The 26132-nt window shown below is 40.2% G+C and carries 24 protein-coding genes; 6 read left to right on the plus strand and 18 right to left on the minus strand.

The window, feature by feature from the left end; genetic code table 11:
- Window position 1: 1 nt before the first annotated feature.
- Window positions 2-3829 carry an autotransporter assembly complex protein TamB gene (gene tamB, locus GWJ01_RS01965; protein WP_202611067.1) on the minus strand — a complete coding sequence of 1276 codons (3828 nt, stop codon included), beginning with the start codon at window positions 3827-3829 and terminating at the stop codon, window positions 2-4.
- On the minus strand, window positions 3826-5568 hold the full coding sequence (tamA, locus tag GWJ01_RS01970) for an autotransporter assembly complex protein TamA (protein WP_109401978.1): 1743 nt from the start codon (window positions 5566-5568) through the stop codon (window positions 3826-3828). Before tamA ends, tamB begins: the two co-directional genes overlap by 4 nt.
- A gap of 138 nt (window positions 5569-5706) precedes the next feature.
- On the opposite strand from tamA, the gene msrA reads away from it, so the two are divergent.
- Window positions 5707-6333 (plus strand): peptide-methionine (S)-S-oxide reductase MsrA, encoded by a 627-nt coding sequence (gene msrA, locus GWJ01_RS01975; protein ID WP_193528592.1) that lies wholly within the window; start codon window positions 5707-5709, stop codon window positions 6331-6333.
- Between the two features lie 150 nt (window positions 6334-6483).
- Window positions 6484-7863, plus strand: coding sequence for a hemolysin family protein (locus GWJ01_RS01980; RefSeq protein ID WP_109394689.1), 1380 nt, complete (start codon window positions 6484-6486; stop codon window positions 7861-7863).
- Between the two features lie 79 nt (window positions 7864-7942).
- Here GWJ01_RS01980 and GWJ01_RS01985 read toward each other — a convergent pair whose 3' ends face one another.
- Window positions 7943-8149 carry a DUF1107 domain-containing protein gene (locus GWJ01_RS01985; protein WP_006535730.1) on the minus strand — a complete coding sequence of 69 codons (207 nt, stop codon included), beginning with the start codon at window positions 8147-8149 and terminating at the stop codon, window positions 7943-7945.
- A gap of 283 nt (window positions 8150-8432) precedes the next feature.
- Here GWJ01_RS01985 and GWJ01_RS01990 point away from each other — a divergent pair, with 283 nt between their 5' ends.
- The gene (locus tag GWJ01_RS01990) at window positions 8433-8993 is read left to right on the plus strand and encodes a YtfJ family protein (protein WP_109394691.1); all 561 of its coding nucleotides are present in this window, start codon (window positions 8433-8435) and stop codon (window positions 8991-8993) included.
- 53 nt (window positions 8994-9046) lie between these two features.
- Here GWJ01_RS01990 and cysQ read toward each other — a convergent pair whose 3' ends face one another.
- Window positions 9047-9787, minus strand: a complete 741-nt coding sequence (gene cysQ, locus GWJ01_RS01995) for a 3'(2'),5'-bisphosphate nucleotidase CysQ (RefSeq protein ID WP_075672801.1) — start codon at window positions 9785-9787, stop codon at window positions 9047-9049.
- A 141-nt stretch (window positions 9788-9928) separates the two neighbouring features.
- Window positions 9929-10549, minus strand: coding sequence for a peptidylprolyl isomerase (locus tag GWJ01_RS02000; protein WP_006535733.1), 621 nt, complete (start codon window positions 10547-10549; stop codon window positions 9929-9931).
- Window positions 10550-10809: 260 nt separating this feature from the next.
- On the opposite strand from GWJ01_RS02000, the gene GWJ01_RS02005 reads away from it, so the two are divergent.
- Complete coding sequence (locus tag GWJ01_RS02005; RefSeq protein ID WP_109394697.1) at window positions 10810-12258, plus strand: NAD-dependent succinate-semialdehyde dehydrogenase; 1449 nt, start codon at window positions 10810-10812, stop codon at window positions 12256-12258.
- A gap of 218 nt (window positions 12259-12476) precedes the next feature.
- On the opposite strand, the gene zinT is transcribed toward GWJ01_RS02005, so the two are convergent.
- The 3 genes from zinT to GWJ01_RS02020 are packed head-to-tail and all read right to left on the minus strand — an operon-like array spanning window position 12477 to window position 13513.
- Window positions 12477-13124, minus strand: a complete 648-nt coding sequence (gene zinT / locus GWJ01_RS02010) for a metal-binding protein ZinT (protein ID WP_109394699.1) — start codon at window positions 13122-13124, stop codon at window positions 12477-12479.
- 4 nt (window positions 13125-13128) lie between these two features.
- Entirely contained in the window at window positions 13129-13254 is a 126-nt protein-coding gene (ykgO, locus tag GWJ01_RS02015) for a type B 50S ribosomal protein L36 (protein ID WP_006535739.1), read from the minus strand.
- A 10-nt stretch (window positions 13255-13264) separates the two neighbouring features.
- Window positions 13265-13513: a type B 50S ribosomal protein L31 gene (locus tag GWJ01_RS02020; protein ID WP_023583603.1), complete on the minus strand. Its 249-nt coding sequence runs from the start codon at window positions 13511-13513 to the stop codon at window positions 13265-13267.
- 237 nt (window positions 13514-13750) lie between these two features.
- On the opposite strand from GWJ01_RS02020, the gene GWJ01_RS02025 reads away from it, so the two are divergent.
- Window positions 13751-15445, plus strand: a complete 1695-nt coding sequence (locus GWJ01_RS02025; RefSeq protein ID WP_109401979.1) for a hypothetical protein — start codon at window positions 13751-13753, stop codon at window positions 15443-15445.
- A gap of 68 nt (window positions 15446-15513) precedes the next feature.
- A complete protein-coding gene (locus GWJ01_RS02030) occupies window positions 15514-16167 on the plus strand; it encodes a LysM-like peptidoglycan-binding domain-containing protein (protein ID WP_231135717.1) in 654 nt (217 codons plus the stop codon).
- An 82-nt stretch (window positions 16168-16249) separates the two neighbouring features.
- On the opposite strand, the gene rplI is transcribed toward GWJ01_RS02030, so the two are convergent.
- From rplI to hflK, 10 genes are all read right to left on the minus strand, one after another.
- Window positions 16250-16699: a 50S ribosomal protein L9 gene (rplI, locus tag GWJ01_RS02035; RefSeq protein WP_023583606.1), complete on the minus strand. Its 450-nt coding sequence runs from the start codon at window positions 16697-16699 to the stop codon at window positions 16250-16252.
- A gap of 40 nt (window positions 16700-16739) precedes the next feature.
- Entirely contained in the window at window positions 16740-16967 is a 228-nt protein-coding gene (gene rpsR, locus GWJ01_RS02040; RefSeq protein ID WP_000135199.1) for a 30S ribosomal protein S18, read from the minus strand.
- Between the two features lie 4 nt (window positions 16968-16971).
- Entirely contained in the window at window positions 16972-17292 is a 321-nt protein-coding gene (gene priB / locus GWJ01_RS02045; protein WP_109394705.1) for a primosomal replication protein N, read from the minus strand.
- A gap of 8 nt (window positions 17293-17300) precedes the next feature.
- The gene (rpsF, locus tag GWJ01_RS02050) at window positions 17301-17699 is read right to left on the minus strand and encodes a 30S ribosomal protein S6 (RefSeq protein WP_023583607.1); all 399 of its coding nucleotides are present in this window, start codon (window positions 17697-17699) and stop codon (window positions 17301-17303) included.
- Window positions 17700-17862: 163 nt separating this feature from the next.
- Window positions 17863-18594, minus strand: a complete 732-nt coding sequence (rlmB, locus tag GWJ01_RS02055; protein WP_161710649.1) for a 23S rRNA (guanosine(2251)-2'-O)-methyltransferase RlmB — start codon at window positions 18592-18594, stop codon at window positions 17863-17865.
- A 102-nt stretch (window positions 18595-18696) separates the two neighbouring features.
- The gene (gene rnr / locus GWJ01_RS02060) at window positions 18697-21189 is read right to left on the minus strand and encodes a ribonuclease R (protein WP_161710633.1); all 2493 of its coding nucleotides are present in this window, start codon (window positions 21187-21189) and stop codon (window positions 18697-18699) included.
- Window positions 21190-21228: 39 nt separating this feature from the next.
- On the minus strand, window positions 21229-21657 hold the full coding sequence (gene nsrR, locus GWJ01_RS02065; protein WP_036914714.1) for a nitric oxide-sensing transcriptional repressor NsrR: 429 nt from the start codon (window positions 21655-21657) through the stop codon (window positions 21229-21231).
- A gap of 428 nt (window positions 21658-22085) precedes the next feature.
- Entirely contained in the window at window positions 22086-23384 is a 1299-nt protein-coding gene (locus GWJ01_RS02070; RefSeq protein WP_161710634.1) for an adenylosuccinate synthase, read from the minus strand.
- Window positions 23385-23839: 455 nt separating this feature from the next.
- A complete protein-coding gene (gene hflC, locus GWJ01_RS02075) occupies window positions 23840-24844 on the minus strand; it encodes a protease modulator HflC (protein ID WP_109394711.1) in 1005 nt (334 codons plus the stop codon).
- 2 nt (window positions 24845-24846) lie between these two features.
- Window positions 24847-26121 (minus strand): FtsH protease activity modulator HflK, encoded by a 1275-nt coding sequence (gene hflK, locus GWJ01_RS02080; protein WP_109401981.1) that lies wholly within the window; start codon window positions 26119-26121, stop codon window positions 24847-24849.
- Window positions 26122-26132 lie beyond the last annotated feature (11 nt).

Genomic DNA, 26132 nt, shown 5'->3' on the forward strand with positions numbered 1-26132 from the left:
TTTAAAACTCAAATTGATAAAGCAGATCTATTGCCTGATTCATACCAGACACTGCTTGTAAATACAACCTGGGCATCAAGCGATAACGTAAAGTTAACGTCGCTAGCGAATCAAATATACCCACTCCATACTTCACTTGTAGATCGTTTGTGATCTTACCGCTGACCACAACTTGTGAGTTATCCCCTACACCTTGTGTATCAAGCGCTAAATCAGAAACACCAAAGGTTTCACCAATACGTCCTACAAGCTGACCACTTTGACCAACACCTAATCCTATCAGCATTGCCGTCATTTGTGATGAATCCGCATCACCACTTTTATCTAACCCTTCACCTCTTAGCAAGTAGGATAACGCTTCTTGCTGTGTAAAAGCGGGTTCAGAGAAAATTTCAACTTTAGGTTTATCTGCAAGCCCTGTCACCCGAACACCAGCAATCACATTATTTGCCGTATTTTCAGGATTACGAATAGCTTCAATATTTAAGTAAGGTTGATCAACTGGCCCTGAGAACAAGATTTGTCCCTTACGAACTTGCAGATCTTGCCCATAAGCTTTGAATTCGCCTTTTGGAATATCTATCTGACCGTTTAAACCTAGTCCTTGTTTACTCTGATTGACTTTAAGCGCTCCCGTCAATCTAGCTTTAAGCCCAAATGCGTCCAGTGTCACATCATCGCCAATATTAATGGCTAAATTACTTTGAATTGGAATCGATGTCTCTTTTGGTACAATCGGCTGCAAGTTTTTATCCAGCATCACTTCATCAGAAGAAGCGGATACTGCTGACTCTGGTAAGTCTTGAACAACGATACGTGCCCAAGGAATATCAATACGTCCATCTAGTTTTAGTAAATCAGGGCGAGCCTCAAACACTAAATCAGGATTAACATCAATACGTACCATCGGAGGTAATGCAACACGTAGCTTATTGCCATTTGCAGCTACTACTGCGTGCCATGCATCTAATTTACGCCAATCGGCATTACCAGTAAGATTTAAGTAACCTTCAGGGGTTTCGATTCGACCGCTTAAATCAGACGTCGCACCATTAAATTGAACATCAACATTCCCTTTCGTAATATCAAACGGGATCCAGTGCCCAACCACTTTTAATTGATTGATACCAAATTGACCAAATAGCAGTGGTGATTGAGCATTTCCGCCTAAACGTAATTGCGCACCAACACGACCTTCAGCTATTTCACCTTTACCTAAGAACGGTTTGATTAAATCTAATGTCAGATTATCAATATCCACCGTACCTGATAGCTGGCGCTTTTTCTCGAGATCTGCAACATGCACATTCCCTTTAATATCACCATTGCCTGCAATACTAATCAGCCATTGTAATGTTGCTTTGCCGTTGTTAACGCCTGCGTTTAAGGAGATAGCATCAAAATCAATAGGTAAAACAGTGCCTTCAATATTTTGTTTTACTGCAACACCTTGCCCTTTTAGATTTACCGATGCTTTCGGTAATCCACCTTTTGAGTTCCATGTTGCGGTGGCATCACCAGTAAATACACCTCGGACAGAAGTCTCTGGTGGTAAGAAAGGTTTGATCATAGCAAGATCAAAACGCGTCAATGTAATTGCCGCAGATCCGCTTTCACCCACAGTTATCGCTTTAGGAACACAAACTTGTGCATTTGGGTTTACCCAACAGTGAGAGCCAATGGTGACTTCTTGCTTTTCTACCAACAAATTCAACGCCATGGCTTTATTTAAACGCCATTCACCCACTGGAGTATCAAATGCCGTATTATTTAGCGTTCCTTTCCATTGCTGTTTTTCTTTATCGAATGAACCCGCTAATGTCAGCCCACCAGAAACTGGCTCACCATCCATTTTTAGTGTCAGTTTATGCTGTTTTTCTGTACCAGCAGCATCCAACGTTAAATTGCGAATAACTAAATCGGCTTGTTTTAACTGACGAGCAGTAATAGCGAGTTTACCACCAATTTCTTTATCCGCTTGAACATCACCTTTGATGGTGATGGATTCGACACCGACTTGATCTTGCCATTTAATGCCGTGAGCGTTGATATCAGCAATAATCTTAGGTGTATTAATATCACCCCGAACATTAACTTTGCCTTTAATAACACCCGCTAATCCAGGTACTAAACCATTTAATCCTGGAGCGTTGATATTGGCATCTAATGCCCATTTATCACCTAAATGCCCTTCAATATCGAGGTTATTTTTACCCAAGATCAGTTTTAACTGGGGAATATTCCATTGGCCAGAATCATTACCATAAGCATTACCTCTCGCTTTGATAAGATTGTTTTTGATATTGCCATCTAAGGTAATTTCAGGCACACGTAATTGCCAACTTCCACCATACAGGCTACCTGTTGTGGCAATGCGTCCATCTAATTTCGCTGGCATATCAGGGTACTGTTTTGCCGTATTAATTCCTGAAATAGAGAGCAATGCATTCCAGCTAATTGCCTTACTCCAATCAGCAACACCCGTAATATCAGCATGACCTTGCAAGGCAGCTAAACGTAAACGTGTCAGCTCTATTTTCTCTTCATTTCCTTTTGCATCCAGCATTAATTTGGCGGGCGGGATCTCCTGACCTTCAATATCAGAACGTAATGAGAGATCATAGTTATCTGTCTGACCATTTAAGCGTAATCGAGTATCGTTAAGTTGATACTGTATATCGCCTGTTAATGGCCAACGAACTTTTTGGCTTTCAAGAGTCAGTTTTAAAGGAAGGTGTGGTTTTGCCAGTTCAGCTTGAGCATCCAAAGTTGCTGTAACTGTTCCTGTTAAAGAAAGTGCTAATTTAAGCTCTTCCAGTAATGCTCCTTGTAAAGAAAGCGTCGCTTTTTGATCTTTAAAATCTTCAAGCCCTGCGACATCACGGACAGTCGCATTCACATCTAAATTAACAGGCCACTGTTTATCTAGGGTAATTCCCCCATTTAAACTCACTTCACCTTCTGGTGCATCAATATTTAATTTAGTGAGATTAACCTGCTTACCTTGAGTCTTTGCTACAAACAATAATTGGTTAATCGTAACAGGTGTATCACCACTAACCTGTAATTGCTTACCTTCAATTCCTTCAATATTAATATCAACGGGAATAATAATTTCAGGTAATTCGGCTAATAATGGTTTAGCAAAAATCGCTTTAATTGTCTCGGCTAACGCCTGTTCTTTTTCTTCTTGTGTTGTGGGCTCAGTTTGAGGTTTTGCAGTTGCGATTTCTTTTACATCTTGAGCCGTTGCTTCAACACTCCCTTCTTCTGGTGTCTTTGGTAATGCCACCAGCAAATCATTAATAAGTGTTGGATTTAATGTAACTTGGCGACCTTCCCACTGCGCACCAGTTTTAAATTCGCCTAACGAGATTGCCATATCGTCAATCTTCACATGCGTATTTTCTAATGAGAGTGAATTTAAATAGATAGGTAATGGCGCATTAAGCTCTGTTAGAGGCTCTGATGGAGGTGTTTCTTCAGAAGGAGGGAAAGCGCTAGTATCAACATTAACAACAACATCTCGTGTGCCTAATGTATCGACACAAACTTGTTTATCCGTCAAGCACGCTAAACGTAATCCTAATGATAATTCACCCACGTTCACGTCAACTCCAGGCATTTGATATTCAACACCCGTTAAACGCAGGTCTTGCCAGCCACCACTAACATCTTTGATAACTAAGCCAGGAACCCAACGAGCTGCGCTATTAATAGCAAAATGCAATCCCGATTGTGTTCCCAAAATCCAAGCGACAGCACCGAATGTAAGCAAAATAATGATAAGGAGTGTTAGCGCAATCCATTTCAACCACTTTTTTATCATAACTCTGCTCCTAACCCGATATAAAACTGGAGTCTACGTTTATCAACGTCACTCACAGGTAAAGCTAAATCAAATTTAATTGGACCAACTGGGGATGCCCAACGAACACCTGCACCCGCACCTGTTTTAAAATCACTGCGCGTAAAATCATTAACTGCTTCACCACTATCAATAAAGACAGCACTCCACCAGTTACCCGTGATGTTATATTGATATTCTAACGATCCCACAAGCATTCTTGATGCCCCCGTTAAATTACCTTTACTATCTTCTGGTGAAATACTTTGATATTTAAAACCACGGACACTTCTATCACCACCAGCAAAGAAACGTAATTCAGGCGGTACTTGCTCAAACGCGTTGGTTTCAATCCAACCAAAGTTACCTCTTACCACAAAACGGTGTCCATCCCATGGTGTACGTATCCAAACATGTTGCGCTTGAAATGCAGCAAACTCGACATCAGAGCCCCATATTTTATTGGAGTAGTCTAATGTATAACGTTGGCTATCCCCCCAAGAAGGCATCATACCGCCTCGTTGACGAACTCGACTTGCTGTAACCCCCGGATAAAGCAACATAGTGGTATTCGTAACTTCACCTTGGGTAAAGTGGCTGAGGCTCCAACGTGTATTCACACTGTATTGCCAACCTGTTGACATATCCCAGTTACGAGACACATTTAGCGTTGTGGTATCAGAGCGGGTGTCATTCAGATCGGTACGTTTAAAACCGCCCTGAACTCCATAGTATTGCTCTAATGGATTGACCTTCAGAGGAATTTTATAGTTGGCACCAATAGACTGTTCAGGCTGAGAAACACTGATATTAGAGGTTAAGCTGTGTCCTCGTGAGTTCATCCAAGGCTTATCCCACTGCATATTAAGACGAGGGCCCACATCAGTAGCATAGCCCCCACCAAGCTCAACATAGTTGCGAGAGCGAGGTGTTACAACAGCACTCATCGGTAACAGGTGAGTACCATCAGCGCGCGCTTTAGCAATATCAGGCGTCACAACCGCAGAATTAAACCACCCAGTTGCTGCTAAACGGCGATTAAATTCAGCCAGATCTTCTGAGGCGTAATATTGCCCCTCTTTAAAAGGAACAATATTTTGTAAATAGTCTTCACGGATTTGGGAGCCCGTATAATTCACTTTTCCAAAACGATAGCGTTCCCCACTATCAAAAACAAAATCCCAATATGAAGCATGATTATCTAAAGAGACACCCAACTGGCTTTTTTGCATTTCTGCATCAAAATAACCACGGCGAATTGCAAGCCCTGTTAATGAACCTTTGAGTTTCTCGTAATCTGCATGGTTTAAAACACTATCAAGAGGAGGCGTATTTTCTTTAATGACTTTTGCATATTGGCTATCTGTTTTAGCACCACCTTCAAGAACTACATCAACGCCTTTCAGTAAAATAGGAATACCCAGTTCAACTTTAGCGGTTAATACAGATCGTGCAGGCGGTGTATTTTCTTCATAAGAAAATGTCACTTTGGGCTGATAATAACCTAAAGGGCGAAGTCCTTCTTGAATTGCTTTTTCAACACGCGCACGAAAACGCCCGTCAGGTGCAACTTCTTCTGTTGTAATGTTTGATAGCTGGACTCGCGCATTTTTTTCGAGCTGCCCTTCTAAACCTTCTACTTTTAAACGCAAATTTGCCCCATAAACAACAGGCGCGATAAAAGACAGACAGAGAACGTAGATAACGGAGTATCTCGGCACGTTTTCTCCTCAATATTATTTAATCCATGTGATAAATTGACGACAAACTGTTTTAAGCTTTATTGTAGATTTAGTTTATAACAATATTAAGCCTTTACCATAGTAAAGCGTTTACAAATATAAAAATTGGAGTCTACCTTGCAACATAAAGCTTACCAACCAGAGAATGCCTTAAGGGGTACTTCGATACCATTAGAAATATCTGCTAATCATGCTGTAAATGGGCATTCTATTAATGATATTCCAACCAATATGGACATTGCTTATTTTGCGATGGGCTGTTTTTGGGGAGTTGAACGTCTGTTTTGGCAACAACAGGGCGTTTATTCAACGAGTGCAGGTTATAGTGGTGGTGTAACAGAAAACCCAACTTACCAACAAGTTTGCCAAGGTTTAACAGGCCATAGTGAAGTGGTAAGAATTGTTTTTGATCCCTCAGTGATTAGCTATTCACAACTTTTGGCTCTTTTTTGGGAAAATCACAATCCATCACAAGGGATGCGCCAAGGTAATGATATTGGCAGCCAATACCGTTCTGCCATTTACACTGTTAATGAAGAGCAATATGCTCAAGCTATTGAGTCAAAAAAACGTTATCAACAAGCAATGAATACTCAAGGTGCTACTGAAGCAATCACGACTGAAATTCAGCCTGTGGGTCCTTTCTATTTTGCTGAAGATTACCACCAGCAATATTTACATAAAAACCCACAAGGTTACTGTGGATTAGGTGGAATAGGCATCTGCTATCCCCCTGAAAAGTAAAACTAGCAGAAAATAGCAGGGCGATGATATAATTACGCCCTCTTATCTATCTTTGTGAATAATTTCATCACAATATATTGATTTATCTTCTATTTTTAACACTCTAGTATTCCCCTTTGGATTAAATACTTGGGGTGGTGTGAGCCTTATATGCTTAATAGTTTACTCATTGTGCTTTTGCTTTGTGCTATCAGCGCTTTTTTTTCGCTGTCTGAAATCTCTCTTGCTGCTTCTCGTCGAATTAAACTCAAACAACTTGTTGATGAGGGTAATATTAACGCCGCGCGTGTATTAAAAATGCAAGAAATGCCAGGCATGTTTTTTACCGTTGTACAAATTGGATTAAATGCCGTCGCTATCCTAGCGGGTATTGTTGGTGAATCTGCATTCTCTCCTTCGTTAAAAAGCTTTTATCTCCAATTTTTTGAAGAGCCATTAGCGCAACAGCTTGGATCTATTTGTTCTTTTATTATTGTCACATCCATGTTTATTTTATTGGCTGACTTAACGCCAAAACGCATTGGTATGATAAAACCTGAAGCTATCGCATTAAGAATTGTGAACCCAATGCGTTTCTGCCTTGCCTTTTTCCGCCCTCTGGTTTGGTTATTTAATGGTATGGCAGATCTCATCTTCAAATTATTTAAAATCCCAATGGTAAGAAATGAAGATATTACTTCTGATGATATTTTTGCCATCGTAGAAGCTGGTGCTGTTGCTGGGGTTTTACGTAAACAAGAGCATGAGCTGATAGAGAATGTTTTTGAATTAGAGTCACGTACCGTACCATCAGCAATGACTCCTCGAGAAGATGTGGTCTATTTTGATCGTGAAGAAACTGAAAGCGACATCAAAGAAAAAATTGCCACTCAACCTCACTCTAAGTTTCTCGTTTGCGAAGGTGATATCGACCATATTATTGGTTATGTTGATTCTAAAGAGTTACTTAATCGCGTTATTAACGGGCAAAGCTTAAATCTCAATGAAGGTGTTCATATCCGTAAGGCTCTGATTATTCCTGATACATTAACGCTTTCAGATATGTTGGAAAGCTTTAAAACATCCGGTGAAGACTTTGCCATCATCCTTAATGAATACGCTATGGTGATGGGTGTTATTACACTAAATGATGTGATGACAACTTTAATGGGCGATTTAATTGGACCGGGGCAAGAAGAGCAAATTGTGAGTCGTGATGAGCACTCATGGTTAGTTGAAGGTGGTACACCAATTGATGATGTAATGCGTGCACTTGATATCGACGATTTCCCAGATTCAAGTAACTATGAAACCATCGCAGGTTTTATGATGTATCGCTTACGTAAAATTCCCAAACGCACTGATTATGTGAAGTTTTCAGGATACAAATTTGAAGTTGTCGATATTGATAATTACAAAATAGATCAATTACTTGTAACAAAAGTAGATGATATTCCACCTGTTAAGCCGATTTTACAAGAACATGTTCCTGTTATACAGACAACAACAGAAGTCGATATCAAGACAAATGAGAATAAAACGGTAAGCTAACAAGTAACAAGCCGAAATTAATAACTGAGTCTTATCGAAGATATTTACGAGAAAGACTCAGTTATCTATCAGATAAAAGTTAGCCCATTTCTGCTTTCAGTAAAACGACCTGCTGGTTCACTTCACTCATGACATTAAAATGTAGCTTATCTCTTATTTTAGGTAATAAAATTTTACCGTAATCGAATTCAAATGCACCCATTCCTTTGATGTAAAACCGTCCACGAAATAATGTCTTAACGTAGAGAGCAATTTTTTCAGGGTTATAGCGATTGAAGATTTTCATCTTTCAGTTAGTCTCCCATGCTCGTTGTTGAGTTTAATAAGTCATAAAGACTTATCTTTGTATATCAAATTTAAAGACCTAATTATAAGTACTAGGTTCAACTTATTTGATTTTCTTATCTGTTTTTACATTTATTGACAGTAAAGAATATAAATAAAGATAGCCTGTGCGTTATTTTACCCACTCAATGTTAAATAAATGTATCAATGATGAGGTATTATTCTTCATTAGCTTCTATGCTTAAATAGAATCTAATGTCGATTTCAATAATAGGATCATGGCTATGCACAAAATAACCTTAGCTGCTCTTTTACTCAGCACATCCACATGGGCATTTGCACATAACATCACTGAAAATACAGTACTTCCCGCTGTCACAATCAATGACAAAGGTGAGCTACTTTATGACACAACCAAAGATAAGTTTAGCTACCAAAATTGGAATAGTGGTCTGCTCAGTGGAAAAGTACGTACTGTTCAGCATATAGCAGGACGTAGCAAAGCTAAGGAGATGAATGCGCCGTTTATTGAAGCCGTAAAACTGGCTAAATTCCCACATAGCAGTTATCAAACTACAACAATTATTAATACTGATGATGCTGTGTTTGGTACAGGCCCATTTGTTCGTGGCAGTGTTGAAGACAGTAAAAAAGAATTTCCTTGGTCACAATTTATTGTTGATGCTGATGGTGTAGCATTAAAAGGCTGGGGATTAGAAAAAGAGAGTTCAGCTATTGTTGTTTTAGATAAACAAGGCAAAGTTCGTTTCGTCAAAGAAGGTGTATTAAGTGGTGCAGAAATCACGACTGCAATCAATCTTATCAACGATTTAATTAAAGAATAATTCCTGTGTCAGAGCCCTTATAAAACAAAGGGCTCCGATTTTGTAAAGTGGTACTAAAAGATAGAAACTCTAAATCCTGGGTTTATCAGCGACTCTTTTGGGGAATAATCTAGCGTTACTCCTTTCCAATCCGTGACATGTGCGCCCGCCGCAATCGCAATAGCATGACCTGCCGCGGTATCCCATGTATGTGTAGGCCCAAAGCGAGGATAAAGCTGTGCTTTACCTTCAGCGACTAAACAAAACTTCAAAGATGAACCAACAGCAACGGTTTGATGTGCGCCAAGTTGTGAGAGGTATTCTTTTAATTCATCATCTTGATGAGAACGACTAATCACAATCACGGGTGGCTCCGCACGACTTGCATGAATAGGCAATCGTTGCCCACACGCTTCTTTCCACGCCTGTTTATTTGCTGCTGCATATAACACATTTTGAACAGGAGCATAAACAACCCCTAAAACAGGAATACCCTTTTCAATTAAAGCGATATTTACCGTAAACTCACCATTCTTACTGATAAATTCTTTAGTTCCATCTAGAGGGTCAATCAGCCAATAACGATCCCAATGACGACGAACTTCCCATTCAGGGGGATCTTCTTCAGATAATTGAGGTATATCTGGAGCAATAGAAGCAAGTCCTTGTTTGATAACTTGGTGAGCAGCCAAATCAGCCTCTGTAACAGGTGAATTATCACTTTTTTCCTGTACTTGGATAGGCTCTGATTGCTGATAGATCTGCATTATCGCCGTACCTGCTTGGCGAGCTAATTTGCTGACTTGTTCTAACATAATGCACCTCTCTTATTTCTATAAGCAGATAACTTCTCTTATAAAAATTAATTACCCTACTGTCTCTTTATTTTAGTACAGAGACGAAAATAGCCGGCAAAACCGGCTATTTTTTACTCTGATTTACCGCAGAATAAGAAATTATAAAATTTCTAATAATTCTACTTCAAATACTAATGTTGCGAATGGAGGAATAGCCGCACCAGCTCCACGTTCGCCATAAGCTAATTGGTAAGGAATATATAATTCCCATTTTGAACCTACTGGCATTAATGTTAATGCTTCAATCCAGCCTGCGATAACGCCATTTACTGGGAATTCGGCTGGTTGGCCACGTTGAACAGAGCTATCAAACACAGTGCCATCAATTAAACGACCAGTGTAGTGAACACGAACATGATCTGTTCGCGCTGGAATTGCGCCTTCACCGGCAGTCAGTACTTTGTACTGTAAGCCAGATTCTGTAACTTGAACGCCCTCATTTTTCACATTTTCTTCTAAGAAGACTTTACCAGCATCAGCCAGCTCTGCTTGGCGTTCTTGACGAACAGCTTCAGCACGCTCGTGCATAGTACGTAAGGCATTGTGTAATGTTTCAACAGGTACAGAAGGCGCATTACCTTCTAATGCATCGGTCAAGCCAGCTAACAGTGCTGCGGGCTCTAATCCTTGAAGACCTGATTCAGTCAGTTGTTGACCGACTTGCAGACCAATACCGTAACTTGCCTGTGATTCGATAGAATCAAATGATGGTTTTGACATGAAAAATACCTGTTTTTTATGAAAGTTAGATCCAAGAATAACAGTGGTAAGGTACAGCGTAAACCTTGAGTCTTGAGTAATGGGAATTATTCATTAAAAACATAAGCAATTGACCTTATTTATCGTCTTTTTGACGCTTTTTTATTGGCATTTGTCATACTTATTTTCACAACATCGCAACACAGGCATATAATTATAAACAGGCACAAAACTGCCTAGCCTTATAAATATCAATATATATGTGTTCAGAGAGGTATTAAGTGAAGATAACGACGAATCCCTATTTCCGCGAACAAGGCTATATTGATGGTCTTTGGTGTAATGCTAAAAATAACGAAACTGTTGATGTTGTCGATCCTGCCACGGGTATTTTACTTGGTACTGTACCCAATATGGCAACACAAGAAGCAATAATGGCTGTTGATGCTGCACAAAAAGCATTACCCAAATGGCGTGCACTCACAGCACATCAGCGCGGAGCATTATTGCAAAATTGGTTTAGATTAATCACTGAAAATAAAAGAAAACTTGCTGAATTAATGACATTTGAGCAAGGTAAACCTGTTGCTGAAGCTGAAGGTGAAATTGCTTATGCAGCCTCTTTTATTGAATGGTTTGCAGAACAAGGTAAGAGAACCAACGGTGAAATTATTCCCTCACCTTCTGCTGATAAACGCTTGATGGTGATTAAACAAGGTATCGGTGTTTGCGCTGCTATTACACCTTGGAACTTCCCGGCTGCTATGATCACCCGTAAAGCAGCTCCTGCATTAGCGGCAGGTTGTACTATGGTGATTAAACCTGCCAATGAAACACCTTATACCGCATTGGCTTTAGCTGAATTAGCGGCTCAAGCCGGTATTCCCGCTGGTGTTATTAATATTGTAACCGGAGATGCCATTAAAATTGGCGAAGTCTTTACCTCTGACAACCGTGTTCGCAAATTAAGTTTCACAGGCTCTACGGGTGTTGGACGTTTATTAATGCGTCAGTGTTCAGATAGCGTAAAAAAAGTCTCTTTAGAATTAGGTGGCAATGCACCATTTATCGTGTTTAACGATGCCGATATTGATAAAGCGGTTGAAGGTGCTATCGGGGCTAAATTCCGTAATGCAGGACAAACCTGTGTTTGCGCTAACCGTTTTTATATTCATAAAGATATTTATCAACAATTTAGCGAACGTTTTGTTGCCGCCGTTAAAAAGCTCAAAGTGGGGAATGGTTTTGAAGAAGGTGTCACTATTGGACCTCTTATTAACCGTAAAGCTGTTGAGAAATCACAATCATTGCTTGCTGATACATTAAAACGCGGTGCAACACTGCTTTGTGGTGGGGATAATGATAAAGCAGGTGAGAACTTCTTCCAACCAACCGTTGTTGGCAATGTTCCCGCTGATAGCCATATCCTTGAAGAAGAAATATTTGGCCCTGTTGCACCTTTAGTTATTTTTGAAAATGAAGATGAAGTGGTGCATTTAGCTAATAACACCATTTATGGCTTAGCTGCTTATTTTTATAGTGGAAATCCACAACGTATTTGGCGTGTTGCTGAAAATTTAGAATACGGCATGGTGGGGATTAACACCGGTTTAATTTCCAATGAAGTTGCACCATTTGGTGGTATTAAACAATCAGGTTTAGGTCGTGAGGGCTCTGAACACGGCATTGAAGACTATATGGAGATGAAATATGTCTGCCAAGGGTTATAAATAACCTTTAACCCAATTTATAAAAGTAAGTCAGCATGGATGCTACTGCTTTTTTCTGGCTTTTTTATTAAAAGGGAAAGGAAATATTTAATATGCTATATCAAAGGAGATATGTAACTAATATTCCTTTATTTTTTAAGCTAACTTTTTATGAAAAATCCTTAGCATTCCTTTGCTAAAGATTTTTATTATTTTATTTTCTCTTTATTTTACTTAAATCAGTGATAAAGCATTTCGTGAACAATATCATCTGCTTTCATTGAATAAGGGTAATATGTTGGCCAATTACTTAATTCTTTGAGTAACTTATCTTGTGATGTATTGCCCATATATAAATGGAAGTGCCCTGCTTTCTCTGGTGCAATTATGTGGTCGCTAAATTGAATAAACTTAGGTGCTTGGCTTTTGGCATCATCACAGCGGAAAAGATAGCGTACCCCTTTTTTACCAGACTCATAATGTAGAATACGATAACCATCATAATGATATTCACAGCTATCGACTTTCTCTCCACGATGGAACTCGATAATATTGTTTTCAATACCAATCATATCCACATCAGTTTTATAGCCTTGTGTATAGTAAGTTCGGTACTCTTCAACCGTTTTATCTTTTTTTGTTTCCGCTTTCTTTTGTAAAACCTCATCTAACTCACCACTAAGAAGATAAGGCTCTACAGATTGCCATACACCATCCCAATCACTGAGTTGGCGATCAAGAACATCCTTATCTTCAAAAATTCCATTAGCGGCATCTCGTTGAGCTTGTGTTTGTACTTTTTCATGATGGTGCCCATGTGCTAAAACAGACATAGCACTACCCAATAGTCCCATAATAAAAATACAAGAAAGGACTGGCTTTTGCATAATCTTACCCCTGAACGGCTTTAAAACGTGGGTTTGACTTACAAATCACGTAAAGGCGACCACGGCGACGCACCACTTTGCAATCTGGATGGCGTTGTTTAGCGCTTTTTAATGAACTTAATACCTGCATTATCTCTTCCTTACTTAATAAATTGACCAAAACGTTTATTAAAACGTGCCACATTACCTTCTTGAGAATGTGTCTTTTGCTTACCGGTATAAAATGGGTGTGATTGAGAGGAGACATCTAATGTCACATAAGGGTATGTTTGCCCTTCATACTCTATCGTTTTTTCCGTTTGGATGGTTGAACCCACTTTAAAATAAGCATCTGCACTGGTGTCATGGAAAATCACTGTTCGATATTGAGGATGAATACCTAGTTTCATAATAAACCCCATTTTATTTGTAATGTTATAATGTAACATTTTATAGTTGAATTAATGTAACGCTTTTTAATTTTATTGACCAGTTTTTTTTTGATTTGTTTTTCTATCTCAAGAGAGGAAGTATGTTTGGGATAAGTCTCTTTTAAGTGATATAAGTGGATTTTCTGGCTTTTTTTGTCCAGCTTTCCTATTTTCCGCTAAAGTTATACTAAGACGGCAAAACAAATAGGATTTATTATGACTAATTGGCGCGATAAGCTTTTCAGTAAGTCACCTCTGTCTATCGACCTTACAATAGACTTTCCTAACGTTTGTCCTTCTTCTGTTCCTTCAATTCTTTCGCTGTTAGCACCTTATGAAATAGGTGATACACCTTTACCTGATGAATTAAATCTATTGTCAGACGCTCACTTAAAAACAAAACCTAATGATGATTCAATACCTTTTAGTTGGTCGGCTGGCGCTCGTGAAGGTATTATTTTGCACCAACGAATAGGTCGAGCAATTGAACAACAGCCTTCTCAAAAGGCATGTGAAGAATTTGCGCTATCCCTCTACCATGCAATAAAGCATGTCGTTCTTTTACCGGATAAAGGACATATCGCTTCTTTTTATTCACTTGCCTGCCAAGATAAACTCGCTCCTATTACCTATCTTTCTTATTTGATAGATAAAATAGAACAAGATGAAACACTGATTAATCATGAGATCTATTTTCAATTGATCTTATGGATCTTAAAGTTAAGTCCTGATAAGAATCCTATCAAAATAGCTTTAAGGCTATTAGGATCATTTAATGATAGTGCCTCTCAGCGTTTACTCTTATTGTTCGCCCTGCATCCTGAATTTACCCTTTATGCTATTCGTTCGCTAAAACAGCGCCTTTCTTGTGAAGAGTTTGAGCCTTTTTTACACTCCCTAGGCCAACGAACTAAAGGCTGGGGACGCATTCAGTTTATCGAGCATTTGCCTTCAACACTGTCTGTTAATAATCGCTATTGGCTACTGACTGAAGGGTATAAAAATAATGTAATGACAGAGTACGTCGCCTATGACTGTGTCACAAAAGGGACACTATTAGAGATGCTGAATACGCATCCTTTAGATAATGAACTATTGCTTGGTTGTAGCGATCTTTTACGTGCACTGCTTAATGGCGGTCCCGCAAAAGATATTTATGATTATGTAGAGGGCCCGCAAGCATGCAATGCTTTTATTTCACAAGTTGATACTTTGCCTCCAAAAGAATTAAAGCTCCTCTATTGTGTCTGTGAAATTACTGACTTTGTGCAAAATAGTGGTGAAGATTGGTTATTACTTGAGTCTCTCGGCTGGAACGATCATTGCCAACAACAAATTATTTCTGCTTCGCAAAATATTATTCAAAAACCAGAATGGTCGACACTTATTATTGAAGCATTACAAAACCCTTCTCGCTCAAAAAATTACCAAGCGAGTCTTGTTGCTAAATCTCTTCGCCTTGATATCTGGGAGTTACTCTTCTCACTACAAAAAGATAATCCCAATGCAGATTGGTGGCACCAATTAATGCAAACGGATGCCTCTCACAAAATAGAAAGAGTAGTTAAACTTGCAGAACAACAAATTGAATTAACAGCATTAGATAGCACAGATGATCCATTAATAACTACCCACTCTGAATATCAGCCCCATCATGCCGTTGAATATATTATGCAAGATCTTGGTGGTTTTCCCGGTATCGGCTGGTCACTTATCAAAAGGCAGTTACGTAGTCCGACATTGCGTGATAGAAATATGGCGCTGAATGTTCTTTCAACATGGTCTGACACATTATTGCCTCATGATCTTTATGGTGAATTAGCGCAGGCTTTAACCATAGAAACTGATAAAAATGTGAATCAACGCATGAAACTATTTTTAGTTAACCATCAAGGAAATAAAGAACATTAACGGTTAGAGCGAATAGATAATTCTGAAAAGAATTCAGGGAGCAGGTTAGGATCATGGTTCGTGCTAGTATGGCTACAAGGAATAAAAAAGATGTTACAGCAATTCATAATACTGATTCACAGATCAATAATGAGGTGAATATGGGCAAATTCCCTGGCTTACATCGTCGGGCAATACTGGTTATTGCTGTTGTTTTATTGGTCATATTTTTTTGGCCAACAAGTGAAAATAATGGTGAACCACCTCAACCGTCATCATCGACGCATGACCTTCCTGTGCCTATTTCACCATCAGTATCAACAAATGATCCGACTTATCAAACCTCGATCCCTCAAGCGCAAGATAGCTTAAATGCCGATCCCGAAGCTTCTCCATCAATAGAGGAGCCAACGGCAAATGATCCAGAAGGAAATGTTGTTCAAACAACACCACAACAAGATACTCAATCAACACCAGCGCAAACATGGCAAACTTATACCATTAAAGAGGGACAAACCTTAGCGCAACTGTTTAGAGACAATCAACTTCCTGTCAATGATGCATTCTCTATGGCGAAATCAGAAGACCAACAGAAGTCATTAAGTCAATTACGCACAGGGCAAACTATTCGTTTACAGCGTAACCCACAAGGTGATGTCAGTATGCTAGAAGTGACAAATACCGCCGGTACTGTTATCACTTACACTCGTTTGAGTGATGGAAGTTATTACCGTACTCCATAGTAAGAAGAGATTTAATTTATCCAAAAAAAACGCCAGCTAAGCTGGCGTTTTTCTTTATCAACATTAACTGTTTAATCAGAGATTATTCAGCAACGATAATAACATTCAGTTCAGCGAATACGTCACTGTGAACTTGGAAGTGAACTTCGTGGTCACCAGTAGTACGCAGAACGCCATTTGGCAGGCGAACTTCGCTCTTACACATTTCAACGCCAGCTGCAGTTACTGCATCAGCGATGTCACGAGTACCGATTGAACCAAACAGTTTACCTTCGTCACCCGCTTTAGAGCTGATAGTGACAGAACCCAGTGCATTGATCTTCGCTGCACGAGCTTCAGCTGCTGCTAAAGTTTCAGCTAATTTAGCTTCTAACTCAGCACGACGCGCTTCGAAAAACTCGATGTTTTTCTTAGTCGCAGAAACAGCTTTACCCTGTGGGATTAAATAGTTACGAGCATAGCCCGATTTTACGTTAACCTGATCACCCAGGCTACCCAGATTCGCTACTTTATCAAGCAGAATAATTTGCATTACCTTATCCTCTACAAGTCATTAATGGACTATATACCTATTACTGATGACGATCAGTATAAGGTAATAAAGACAGGTAGCGTGCGCGCTTGATAGCACGAGCCAGCTGACGCTGGTATTTTGCACGAGTACCGGTGATACGACTTGGTACAATTTTACCACTTTCAGTGATATAGTTTTTCAGCGTAGCGATATCTTTATAATCGATCTCTTGTACGCCTTCTGCTGTGAAACGGCAGAACTTACGACGACGGAAATAACGTGCCATATGGCTAGTCTCCAGAATCTATCAATTCAATCTGCTCGGCATGAAGCACCAATTTAAACAATCCATTTCGCGCCTGATGGCTACTAATGAATCCAGAAACGGTGATTTGGCTGCCGACCGTTATACTGTGAGTAACTGCTTGTAACGCTTTCCCGCTAGCAATAATGGGCATTCGGCACCATGATTGTCTTTTTAATCCCGCCTCTTCTTGTACTGAACGATGTTCAATAACAAATTGACAGTGCGGGATCCCAGCGGGGCTAACTTTTCGAATTAATGCTTTGCACACTGTGCCAGTTAGCACCAAATGATTATTAGCCGTCACAGCACTAATTACTCTTCAGAATCCTCTGCTACATCATCAACTTCATCTTCATCATCTAGGTCATCAGCGATATCACGACGGCGTTCGTCTTTTGCTTTAACCATTGGAGAAGCTTCAGTTACTGCGTGTTTAGTACGCATAATCATGTTGCGGAGAACGGCATCGTTGAAACGGAAAGTAGTTTCCAGTTCATCAATCACTTCCTGCGGAGCTTCAACGTTCATCAGAACGTAGTGTGCTTTGTGCAGTTTATTGATTGGATAAGCTAATTGACGACGACCCCAGTCTTCTAGACGGTGGATCTGACCATTTGCATTAGTGATAGCGGTTTTATAACGCTCGATCATGCCCGGAACTTGTTCGCTCTGGTCAGGATGAACCATAAAAACGATTTCGTAATGACGCATTTGATATTGCTCCTTACGGATTTATCAGCCTCCTGTCAGGGTCAGTCACCACCCATGGAGGCAAGGAACTTGTTTAAGTTGTGACTGAAAAAATTGACGCGTAACTATACCCCCGCGGCCAATAAAACTCAAGGGAGTATAGATAATAAAATAAACTAAGCGATTATTTCACCATTATACGCTGGCGCATCGCTTCAAATAAGCAAACGCCGGTTGCCACAGAAACGTTAAGTGATGATACCGTACCCGCCATTGGGATACTAATCAGCTCATCACAATGCTCTCGCGTTAAGCGACGCATACCTTCACCTTCAGCACCCATTACTAATGCCATTGGGCCTGTTAGTTTACTTTGATATAAAGTGTGGTCTGCTTCACCTGCTGTGCCAACAATCCAAATATTCTCTTCTTGCAGAAAACGTAGTGTACGAGCAAGGTTAGTCACTTTAATTAAAGGAACACTTTCTGCTGCACCACAAGCCACTTTTTTGGCTGTTGCATTTAATTGTGCGGAGCGATCTTTCGGAACGATAACAGCATGCACACCGGCTGCATCTGCGCTACGTAAACAAGCCCCTAAATTATGGGGATCCGTCACGCCATCGAGTACTAATAAAAAAGGTGTACCGACTTTAGCTAATAAGTCTGGTAAATCTTGTTCTTGATACTGACGACCTGGTTTTACTTTAGCAATAATACCTTGGTGAACAGCACCTTCAGTTTGGCTATCTAACCATTGGCGATTAGCGATTTGAACCAGAATACCTTGTGCTTCTAATTCATGAATAACCGGTGTTAAACGGCGATCTTCACGCCCTTTTAATACATAAACTTCTTTAAAACGTGCAGGATCACGCTCAAGTAATGCGGTTACTGCGTGAATACCATAAATAATTTCTTCGCTCATAGCGGTGCTTACTCATTAAAAAATAAAAGGCACAAAACAGATAAAAGGCGGAGTCTCCGCCTTTTAAAAAAGAATCAGAAGAATAAAACGTTATGCGTTATCGCGTTTGGCTGCGCGTTTAGCTTTAAGTTTTGCCTCTATCTTTTTGGTTTGTGATGATGCTTTCTTACGTTTGCTACTTGCTTTATCTTTCGCAACTTGGTCTTTTACGGCTTTGTCTTTGCTCGCATTACCTCGACCTGATGATTTACCTTTTTTAAAGGCACTATCTGGCTCAAAGTTTTTATCTTTGCTTGCATCACGACGGCGAGACTTACTCGAACTTGCGTTTTTCTTGTCTTTTTCACCTTTTAAACCACGAACACGGGCTGTTTTACCCGGATTACGCGCGGTGCGTGTTGTTGAAATTAAAGAGAAGTCGATAGTACGTTCATCCATACTAACTGCTTCAACTTTCACTTCAACTTCATCACCAAGGCGATAGACTTGTCCTGAAGACTCACCAATTAAGCGTTGCCCTACATTATCATACTGATAGTAATCATTATTTAATGTAGAAACATGCACCAGACCATCAATAAACAGATCATTTAAGCGAACAAAGAAACCAAAGCCCGTTACGCTGGTGATAATACCCGTAAATTGTTGACCAATTTGGTCCAACATAAAGTCACATTTCAGCCAATCAGCAACATCTCGTGTTGCTTCATCAGCACGACGCTCAGTTAAAGAACAGTGCTCGCCTAATTGCAACATGGTGTCCATATCACTATGGTAGCCACCCGTTGGTGTCCAACGTTGTGAGCCGTGACCTTCTTCCTTCGCAATCTGATATTTAATTGCACGATGCAAGGCTAAATCAGGGTAACGACGAATTGGTGAAGTAAAGTGTGCGTAAGATTTTAATGCTAAACCAAAGTGCCCACGATTTTCAGGATCGTAAATCGCCTGTTTCATTGAGCGCAAAATCATGGTTTGTAGCATTTCACGATCTGGTCTGTCTTCAACCTCTTTCATGACACGCGCATAATCTGCTGGCTCTGGTGTTAAGCCGCCAGGCAGCGTTAAACCTAATTCATTAAAGACAGAGCGTAGATTCAATACGCTGTCTTCTTTTGGTTTATCATGAATACGGTAAAGTGCAGGTTCTTCATTTTTCTCAACAAAACGAGCGGCTGCGATATTAGCAAGGATCATGCACTCTTCAATCAATTTATGTGCATCGTTACGAACAACTGGCTCGATACGCTCAATACGACGCTCGGCATTAAAGATAAACTTCGCTTCTTCTGATTCAAAACCAATTGCGCCGCGCTGTTCGCGCGCTTTATCTAATGCTTGGTATAACTCATACAGATGCTCAATATCTTTAACGATAGGCTTATAGTGCTCACGCAATTCTTCATCACCTTGAATGATTTTCCACACTTTGGTGTAGGTCATTCGAGCATGAGAACTCATCACTGCTTCATAGAATCTGTAAGAAGAAAGACGCCCTTGCTCAGAAACGGTCATCTCACAAACCATACATAAACGGTCAACTTGTGGATTTAATGAGCACAATCCATTAGACAGAACTTCTGGCAACATCGGCACAACTTGAGAAGGGAAATAAACAGAGTTTCCTCGGCTACGTGCTTCTGTATCTAGTGCTGTTTGTGGGCGTACATAATAACTAACATCTGCAATCGCAACCCATAAACGCCAACCGCCACCTTTTTTACGTTGACAATAAACGGCGTCATCAAAGTCTCGCGCATCTTCACCGTCAATAGTAATTAAAGGTAAATTACGTAAATCAACTCGCCCTTCTTTAGCGGATTCAGGCACATCTTCTTTTAAATCCGCAACTTCTTTTGTCACTTTTGCAGGCCATGTATACGGGATCTCATGAGTACGTAATGCGATTTCTACCGCAATACCTGTTCCCATGGTTTCACCTAAGATCTCAACAATTCGACCTACTGCTTGCGTGCGTCGAGTTGGTCTTGTTGTGATCTCAACCACCACCACATTTCCCATACGCGCGCCCATGATATCCTCTTTAGGAATAAGAATATCAAAGCTTAAACGGCTATCATCAGGTACAACAAATCCCATACCTGACTCAATAAAATAGCGACCTACAATTTGGTTATTTCTCGGTTCAATAACACGAACAACACGACCTTCACGACGACCTTTTCTATCCATACCTAAAGGTTGGGCAAGGATAACATCGCCATGCATGGTTTTTTTCATTTCATCTTGTGAAAGATAGAGGTCATCTTTTTGGCCTTCTGCGCGTAAAAAGCCATAACCATCACGGTGACCGATTACCTTGCCTTTCCATAAATCAAGGCGTTCAGGTAATGCGTAGCACTGGCGACGGGTAAAAACTAATTGACCATCACGCTCCATCGCTCTTAAACGGCGACGTAACGCTTCTAAGTCTTCTTCACCTGAAATTTTTAACGCCTGCGCTAAATCTTCACGGCTCATTGGTGCCGTGCGTTTTTTCATTTCTTCTAAAATATATTCACGACTAGCAATTGGAGAGGCGTATTTTTCTGCTTCTCTATCCTGAAAAGGATCTTTTGACATTATGACCTCCAAGCTATCAGATTTGATGAAATAGTAGACTCAAACATCTTCTAATAACAATTTATATAAGGAGCTATTATTTTCAACTAGCTCTGCGAGTGTGTGACGGTCTAACTCTTTCAAAAACTGCTCAATTGCCTGATTCAACACCAGTTTCAGTCGACAAGCTGGGGTAATGTGGCAAAACTCAGCACTACAGTTTACTAATGAAAGTGGCTCTAAAGCACGAACAACCTCACCCACAATGATATCTGTTGCAGGCTTGCCTAAACGGATCCCTCCATTTTTACCACGAATAGCCTCAACAAAACCTAAATGGCTAAGTTGATTAATAATTTTCACCATATGGTTACGTGAGACGCCATAGACTTGTGTCACTTCAGTGATACTTGTCATTTTGCCTTCTGGCAATGAAGCCATATATATCAATGCCCGCAATCCATAATCTGTAAAACTGGTTAATTGCACAAGGACCTCTGAAAAGTGGTTTTCCCTATTAAATTCGTTAAGGGATAAGTAATTATTAATGAGAATATCATTTTATTAAGCAATATTATGTTTAATTTTTGGACATTTAGCAAAGATATGCTCAAAAGTGGGTTATTTCCATCTCTCACTTGACTATTAGCAAAATAATAGCGACATCGCAGGCAAAGAAAAAGCGATACTGTCGATTTTCAACAGATCGCTTTTCTATTTCTGACTCTACAACAATAACATTGTCTTATTGTTTTTTACGCGTTACTGATAAAACAGAAGCAAAACCGAGTGTAAAGCTGTCTTATCTTATGTGTGTAATGCGTATTTCTATCTCAACTTAACCAACAAACAGATACGAAAAAATCGCCCCTGTCATTTTCAGGGACGATTTTCACATCAAACCAATTTAATGCGAATTATGCATCAAATGGATGACGGAGAATGATGGTTTCTGAACGGTCTGGGCCAGTAGAAACAATATCAACAGGAACACCTGTTAACTCTTCTACGCGCTTAATATAGTTCAGTGCTGCTTGTGGCAGTTGCGCGTGATCTTTCACACCAAACGTCGTTTCGTTCCAACCTGGCATTGATTCATAGATAGGCTCGATACCTTCCCAATCATCAGCAGCTAAAGGTGTTGTATCAATCACTTCACCGTTTGGTAAACGATAGCCTACACATAGTTTCACTTCTTTCAGACCATCTAACACATCCAGTTTAGTCATGCAGAAACCAGACAGTGAGTTGATTTGAACAGCGCGACGAATAGCGATGATATCTAACCAGCCAGTACGACGACTACGGCCTGTAGTTGCACCAAATTCTTGGCCTTTCTCACGTAAGAAGTCACCCACTTCATCAAACAATTCAGTTGGGAATGGACCTGCACCTACGCGAGTAGAGTAAGCTTTGATGATCCCTAATACATAACCAACATAGCGAGGGCCTAAACCTGAACCTGTTGCCACACCACCAGCGGTTGTGTTTGAAGAGGTTACATACGGATAAGTACCGTGATCGATGTCTAATAAAGTACCTTGTGCACCTTCAAACATCACTAACTCACCGTTTTGTGTTGCTTTGTACAGTAAGTCAGAAACATCAACAACCATACCAGTCAGAATATCAGCGATTGCCATGATATCGTCTAAGGTTTTTTGGTAATCAACAGGTTCAACTTTGTAGTAGTTCACCAGTTGGAAGTTATGGTATTCGATGATTTCTTTGAGTTTTTGTGCAAACGCTTTTTTATCAAACAGATCGCCAACACGTAAACCGCGACGAGCAACTTTATCTTCGTAAGCAGGACCGATACCACGGCCTGTTGTACCGATAGCTTTTTCGCCACGAGCTTTCTCACGCGCATTGTCTAATGCGATGTGATAAGGAAGGATTAATGGGCAAGCTTCAGACAGAAATAAACGAGAACGAACAGGAATACCGCGATCTTCAAGTTGAGTCATTTCCTTCATCAACGCTTCCGGTGATAAAACGACACCGTTTGCTATGATGCTAACAACATTTTCACGGAGAATGCCTGATGGGATTAAATGAAGAACGGTTTTTTCACCGTCGATGACTAGAGTGTGACCCGCGTTATGGCCACCTTGGTAGCGAACAACATATTTAGCGCGTTCTGTCAGCAAATCGACTATCTTGCCTTTGCCTTCGTCACCCCACTGGGTGCCCAATACGACAACGTTATTACTCATTTCAAAATACACTCGGTTGCTTAAAAAAGGATTCTACCATCTCAATTCAAGAGTTACAGTAGATTTTATCTAATTATGTCATCCCCGCTTTTAAGCAATAGATTATCTTGCCATTGTCAATATTTTTGCCCGAAAAATCCGCATCACAAACATGTTGTGACTTTTATCAACAGTTTTGATCGCAAAAACAGGAAGCAGAGTGACATAAAAGTGAAAACGGCGAAGAAGACGCTTCGGAATTGCCGAAGGTTTATCTTGAAATGCAATTTTCACTTTATACTATCCCAGCTAAAACCATTTTGGAAACCATTAAGCGTAAATTTTCATCTTTTTATGCACAATTATTTATTTCTTAGCTTGATTACTAGCTTTATCTTATTGATATCAAAAAAATCCCCCACTTTTTAAGGTGGAGGATTTTATTATTTACTCAAACGGTTTAATACGTTTAGAAATTACTCTTCAATCGCTCGCGCTTTTGTTGGTGCTTTCATATAGCGTAAGAAGTCGCTATCTGGGCTTAACACCATGACGTCATTGCCGTCTTGGTTAAAGCTCTTCTCATAAGCTCGTAAGCTACGGATGAAGGCATAGAAGTCTGGATCTTGGTTAAATGCATCAGCAAACAGTTTAGTTGCTTGTGCATCACCTTCACCGCGAAGACGTAATGATTCACGCTCAGACTCAGCCAGTGTCTCTGTTACAGTCTTATCAGCAGCTGCACGAATTTTCACCGCTTGCTCTTGACCTTGTGAACGGTGACGACGAGCAACAGCTTCACGCTCTGCACGCATACGCTGGTAAATTGCTTCAGAAACTTCCATAGGTAAGTTGATTTGTTTGATTCGAACGTCAATTACTTCAATACCTAAAGCCGCCATACTGTTCATGTTGATAGCAGGAGCTTGGCCTTTAGTTTCTTCAGCCACTTTTTTAGCTGCAATCGCAATTGCATCATCAGCAGCGCTTGAATCACGAGAAGGAGTACCTTCATTCAGTGCATTACGAACATCAATGGTTAAACGACCACGAGAATCCGTAATAATTTGGTTTACGCTCATACGACCAATCTCAGAACGTAAACGGTCACTGAATTTACGACGCAGTAAAGTTTCAGCTTGCATTGTGTTACCACCACCTGTTGCCAGATAGTAGGTGCTGAAATCACTGATACGCCATTTCAGATAAGAATCGACTAATAAGTCTTTATTCTCACCTGATAAGAAACGGTCTTGCTGGATATTCATAGTTTGAATACGCGCATCCAGTTTTTTCACATTCTCAATAAATGGAATTTTAAAGTGAAGACCAGGTTCATAAACAACGGGTTTATTTTCAGCATCACGTACAACTTTCGCAAAGCGTAAAATAATGCCACGCTCGTATTGTTGAACGACAAACACAGAAGAGTACAACAACGCTAAAATAATAACTGCAACAACAGCGATAACTTTACGCATGATTATTGTCCTCCTTGATTATTGCCGTAAGGCTGACCATAACCGCCATTATTACTACCATATCCACCATTACCATAAGTCGTTGTTGCTGGTTTTTGTGCCGGTGCTGGATTTACAGTTGGAGCGGGTGTGTTGATACGAGCAGGAGCCTCAAATGTATTTGATGGTGCAGATTGAGATTGCTGACGTAACATTTGCTCTAAAGGCAGCACTAACATGCTATTACCTTTATCATTAGCGATGACTTTACGTGTTTTTGATAACACTTTTTCCATCGTTTCAATGTAAAGACGCTCACGAGTAATTTCAGGAGCAGCACGATATTCAGGTAAGATTTTAGCAAAGCTAGCTACCTCACCTTCTGCTTTCATCACCACACTGGTTTTATAAGCGGTTGCTTCTTCAATCATACGTTGTGCGTTACCTTTTGCTAACGGTAACACTTCGTTTTTATAAGCTTCAGCTTGACGGATTGTTTTTTGTTCTTCTTCACGCGCAGCAATTACGTCATCGAATGCCGCTTTTACCGCTTCTGGTGGGCGAGCCACTTGGAAGTTGACGTCCACAATCGAGATACCCATGTTATAAGGACGGATAGTCTCTTCTAATTCTTGACGTGTTTGGTCACGAATTTCTGAACGGTTAGAGGTCAGAATTTTTTCCATTTCTGAACGACCAATAACGCCACGTACTGCGCTGTCAGTTGCCTGACCTAAGCTGTTAATTGGTGTTGTCAGGTTAAATAGGAATGTTTCTGGATCAGAGACAACATACTGCACGTTTATCTCGACTTGAACCATGTTTTCATCTGACGTTAACATCATGCCACCCGTGGTTAAATCACGGATAGTTTTTACGTTAACAGGCTGAACTTCATCAATGAAAGTCGGTTTCCAGTTCAGACCAGGTTCAACGATTTGGTAAAATTTACCAAAACGAGTCACAACGCCTTGTTCTGCCTCTTTGATGGTATAAAAACCACTTGCAGCCCAAACCACGACAACCGCACCTAATGCAAGAGAAATCAAAAGATTTCCAGCATTGCTACGAGGACCGCCATTTTGCCCAGAAGAGGAATTTCCACCTTTTTTACCGCCGAAACCACCAAGCTTTTCACTCAGTTTACGGAACATATCATCGAGATCTGATGCTCCACGATTCCGACCTCCTTGATTGCCGTTGGAGTTACCGTTGCCATCGCCATTATTATTGCCGCTGTTTCGGTTACCCCACGGGTCGCGGTCTTGTCCGTTGTTACCGGGCTGATTCCACGCCATGTTCTAGCTCC

The organism is Proteus sp. G2618, assembly GCF_009915995.1.
Classification (GTDB): domain Bacteria; phylum Pseudomonadota; class Gammaproteobacteria; order Enterobacterales; family Enterobacteriaceae; genus Proteus; species Proteus terrae.